Annotated in this window: 5 protein-coding genes; 4 read left to right on the top strand and 1 reads right to left on the bottom strand. The window is 71.4% G+C overall.

The features are described from left to right. The 4 genes from K6I34_RS32410 to K6I34_RS32395 form a co-directional block, all read left to right on the top strand. Window positions 1–909 (top strand): ABC transporter permease (locus tag K6I34_RS32410; RefSeq protein WP_229331612.1); only part of this gene is annotated, 909 nt, incomplete at its 5' end. Next, entirely contained in the window at window positions 909–1,703 is a 795-nt protein-coding gene (locus K6I34_RS32405; protein WP_229331611.1) for an ABC transporter permease, read from the top strand. The genes K6I34_RS32410 and K6I34_RS32405, both read left to right, overlap by 1 nt. Window positions 1,704–1,708: 5 nt before the next feature. Beyond that, on the top strand, window positions 1,709–3,121 hold the full coding sequence (locus tag K6I34_RS32400) for an FAD-binding oxidoreductase (RefSeq protein WP_229331610.1): 1,413 nt from the start codon (window positions 1,709–1,711) through the stop codon (window positions 3,119–3,121). A 196-nt stretch (window positions 3,122–3,317) separates the two neighbouring features. Then, complete coding sequence (locus K6I34_RS32395) at window positions 3,318–3,788, top strand: hypothetical protein (RefSeq protein ID WP_229331608.1); 471 nt, start codon at window positions 3,318–3,320, stop codon at window positions 3,786–3,788. Here the strand turns inward: K6I34_RS32395 and K6I34_RS32390 are convergent. After that, window positions 3,706–4,344, bottom strand: a complete 639-nt coding sequence (locus K6I34_RS32390) for a phosphatase PAP2 family protein (RefSeq protein WP_229331606.1) — start codon at window positions 4,342–4,344, stop codon at window positions 3,706–3,708. The genes K6I34_RS32395 and K6I34_RS32390 overlap by 83 nt on opposite strands. Between the last annotated feature and the right edge of the window lie 141 nt (window positions 4,345–4,485).

The raw sequence follows: 4,485 nt of genomic DNA, 5'->3' as shown, positions 1-4,485 counted from the left end.
GCCCCGGACGTACCCGCGACGCCCCCCGCCGTCGGCAAGGCCGCCCGCCGCCGCAGGCGCGTCCCCTACTGGCTGCTGCTCCCCGGCATCCTCTGGCTCCTCGTCTTCTTCGCCGCGCCCCTCGTCTACCAGGCGTCCACCTCGGTGCAGACGGGCTCGCTCGAAGAAGGCTTCAAGATCACCTGGCACTTCGCCACCTACGCCGACGCCCTGTCCGAGTACTACCCGCAGTTCCTGCGCTCGGTCGCCTACGCCGCCACCGCCACCGTGCTCTGCCTGGTCCTCGGCTACCCGCTGGCCTACCTCATCGCCTTCAAGGCGGGCCGCTGGCGCAACCTGCTGATGATCCTGGTCATCGCGCCGTTCTTCACGAGCTTCCTGATCCGCACCCTCGCCTGGAAGACGATCCTGTCCGACAACGGACTCGTCGTCTCGGCGCTGAACTCCCTGCACGTCCTCGACGTCACGGGCGCGCTGGGCGTCACCGAGGGGCACCGCGTCCTCGCGACCCCGCTCGCCGTCGTGTGCGGTCTCACGTACAACTTCCTGCCGTTCATGATCCTGCCGCTCTACACCTCGCTCGAACGCATCGACCCACGGCTCCACGAGGCGGCCGGGGACCTCTACGCCCGGCCCGTCACGACCTTCCGCAGGGTGACGTTCCCGCTGTCCATGCCCGGTGTCGTCGCGGGCACCCTGCTGACCTTCATCCCCGCGGCGGGCGACTACATCAACGCCGAGCTGCTCGGCTCCACCGACCAGAAGATGATCGGCAACGTCATCCAGTCCCAGTTCCTGCGCGTGCTGGACTACCCGACCGCAGCCGCCCTCTCCTTCATCCTCATGGCCGCCATCCTCGCCATGGTCACGGTCTACATCCGCAAGTCCGGGACGGAGGACCTCGTCTGATGAGCGCTCTGCGCTGGCTGCGCCGCAACTTCGTGGTGCTCGCGGGGCTCGGCACCCTCGCCTATCTCGTGCTGCCGAACGTCATCGTGACGGTCTTCTCGTTCAACAAGCCCAACGGCCGCTTCAACTACGAGTGGCAGCGCTTCTCCACCGACGCCTGGACCGACCCCTGCGGCGTCGCCGACCTGTGCGGCTCGCTCTCGCTGAGCCTGCGGATCGCCGTCTGGGCGACGGTCGGCGCCACCGTGCTCGGCACGATGATCGCCTTCGCGCTCGCCCGCTACCGCTTCCGCGCCCGGTCGGCCGTGAGCACGCTGATCTTCCTACCGATGGCCATGCCCGAGGTGGTCATGGCCGCCTCGCTGGCCACCCTCTTCCTCAACATGGGCGTCAGCTTCGGCTTCTGGACCATCCTCATCGCCCATGTCATGTTCTGCCTGAGCTTCGTCGTCACGGCCGTGAAGGCCCGGGTCATGTCCATGGACCCGCGGCTCGAACAGGCCGCGCAGGACCTCTACGCCACCCCGCTGCAGACCTTCCTGCGGGTGACCCTGCCCATCGCCGCCCCCGGGATCGCGGCGGGCGCCCTGCTGTCCTTCGCCCTGTCCTTCGACGACTTCATCATCACGAACTTCAACGCCGGGTCCACTGTGACCTTCCCCATGTTCGTCTGGGGAGCCGCACAACGGGGCACACCCGTTCAAATCAATGTCATCGGAACGGCGATGTTCGCCGTCGCCGTGCTCTGCGTCCTTGTCGGTCAACTGGTCGGCAGGCGCAAAAGAAGGAGCTGAGACCCATGGCCACTGGTGCCATGAACCCTGCGCAATCACTCTCCGACGCCTCTCCCCGGCCGTACTGGCTCGACGACCCCTCCCGGCCGGAGGCACTTCCCTCGCTCGTCGGCGACGAGCACACCGACCTGCTCGTCGTCGGCGGCGGTTACTCCGGGCTGTGGACCGCGCTCCGCGCCAAGGAGCGCGACCCGGACCGCGACGTCGTCCTCATCGAGGCCCAGGAGGCGGGCTGGGCCGCCTCCGGCCGCAACGGCGGCTTCTGCTCCGCCTCCCTCACCCACGGCTGGGCCAACGGCCAGGCCCGCTGGCCCGACGAACTCCCCGCCCTGGAGCGCCTCGGGCGGCACAACCTCGACGGGATCGAGGCCACCGTCGCCCGCCACGGCATCGACTGCGACTTCGAGCGCACCGGCGAGATAGACATCGCCACCGCCCCGCACCAGCTGCTGGAGCTGCGCGAGGCGGCCGACGAGGTCGCCGCGCTCGGCCTGCCGGACTACGAGTACCTCGACCGCGACGCCCTGCGGGCCGAGGTCGACTCCCCCACCTTCCTCGCGGGACTGTGGGACCGCACGGGCGTGGCCATGGTGCACCCGGCCCGCCTCGCCTGGGGCCTCAAGCGGGTCTGCCTGGAGCTCGGCGTGCGCGTCTACGAGCACACGCCCGGCCTCAGGCTGTCCTCGCGGGGCGCCGGGGTCGCCGTCCGCACGCCCTACGGCCGGGTCTTCGCCCGCCACGCCGCGCTCGGCACCAACGCCTTCCCCTCCCTCGTCAAGCGCGTCCGGCCGTTCATCGCGCCCGTCTACGACTACGCGATGATGACCGAGCCGCTGACCGAGGAGCAGCGCGCCGCCATCGGCTGGCGGAACCGGCAGGGCCTCGGCGACGCCGCCAACCACTTCCACTACTTCCGCATCACGCCGGACCACCGCATCCTGTGGGGCGGTTACGACATCGTCTACCACTACGGCGGCGGCGTCTCCGCGGACTACGACCACCACCCGGCGACGTACCGGAAGCTCGCCGAGCACTTCTTCCGGTGCTTCCCCCAGCTCGAAGGGGTGCGCTTCACCCACACGTGGGGCGGTGCCATCGACACCTGTTCGCGCTTCTCCCCGTTCTTCGGCACCGCGCACGGCGGCCGGGTCGGCTACGCCCTGGGCTATACGGGCCTCGGCGTCGGCGCGAGCCGCTTCGGCGCCGACGTCATGCTCGACCTGCTCGCCGGGGAGCGCACCGAGCGCACGGAGCTGAGGATGGTCCGCAGCAAGCCGCTGCCGTTCCCGCCCGAGCCCGTGCGCTCCGTGGGCATCGGCATCACCCAGTGGGCGATGACCCGCGCCGACGAGAACGGCGGCCGCCGCAACCTCTGGCTCAAGGCCATGGACAAGGCGGGTATGGGTTTTGACAGCTGATGGGTTGAGGCCGTGGGTCGGTTCCGCCCACCGGGGTGCCGCTCGGGCTCGGTTCGCGTCTGCGGGCTGGTGGGGGCTGGCCGCGCAGTTCCCCGCGCCCCTTTAGGGGTGCGGTCCTCCGAACCCGCGTAATGATTCGCCCTCCTCGCCCTCCCCATCCGTGAAAGCCGACAGGCGGACATGGATCGGAGGACTCATGAGTGGTGGAGCGGGGACGAGGAGCGCGGTGGAGTGGCTGGCATCGGCGGCGCCCGACCCCCGGACCTGTCGCCGGGAGTGGGAGCGCAATCCGCTGGGGATCGCGCTCCTGCCCGCGGGCCGGGTCTGGGACGTGCTCATCCTGCCGAGCACGCTGGGCCACCCCGCGCTCGACGTCCTGACCCGCTGCACCGACGAGGTCGGCCCGGTGCTGGCCGACTTCGGGGACAGCCGCCTGGGCTTCTTCGTGCCCCCGGGCACGGCCGCGCGCTGGTTCGCCACCGGGGTGCGGGCCGTCGGCGCCGGCAGCTGGGTCGTCGTGCCGTACCCCGGCCGGGCGTCCTCCGGTGTCCGCTGGATCCTGCCGCCGGACGGCACGGGCACGCTCACCGACCCGGCGGTCCTGGAGCTGTCGATGCACGAGGCGGCGGCGACGCTGGCGGCCGGTCCGCCCGCCGAGGACGGGTGAGCGCCCGGGCCAGCCCCCACAGCAGCACCGCGGACAGGCACCAGCTGCCGAACACGTCCAGCGGCCAGTGGTAACCGCACCGGACGAGACCCACGGCCACCCCCGCGTTGACGACGGCGTACAGCCCCACCAGGGCCGTACGCCACCGTCCCCGGACGAGGCCGGGCGCGGGGAGGAGGAGCAGCAGGACGGCGGCGCCGTAGGCGACCGCCGCCGTGGCCGTGTGGCCCGAGGGGAAGAAGCCGTCGGGCGCGCCCGCCATGGCCGCGGGGCCGGGCCGCGCGACGGCGTTCTTGACCGGGACGACCACGGCGGGCACGGCGGCCATGGCGAGCGCCGCGTACAGCGGCGGCAGCCACCGCCGGGGCCCGGCCGTACGCCAGGCCGTCACCGCCATGGCCAGGACGAGGACGGGGAGCGCGACCACCGTGTTGCCGAGGTCGGCGAACGCATGGGCGACACCGGAGGGAAAACCCGAACCGGAGATCGCGCGCCCGAGGTGCTCGTCAACGCCGCGCAATGGCCCGTGGGTGACGACCTGCCAGGTGCACAGCACGAACAACAGGGCGCACAGGACGGGAAACAGTACGGGAACCGGAACGCGAAGGAGACCCCGTGCCGACGGCCTCGGAACAGGGGGGGAGGTTCCGAGGCCGTCGTGATGACCGGGGTGCCGCGCGCCCCGGGGGGTATGGGG

Source organism: Streptomyces sp. UNOC14_S4 (assembly GCF_020740835.1).
Taxonomy (GTDB): domain Bacteria; phylum Actinomycetota; class Actinomycetes; order Streptomycetales; family Streptomycetaceae; genus Streptomyces.
This window is presented reverse-complemented; position numbering and strand designations above follow the sequence as displayed.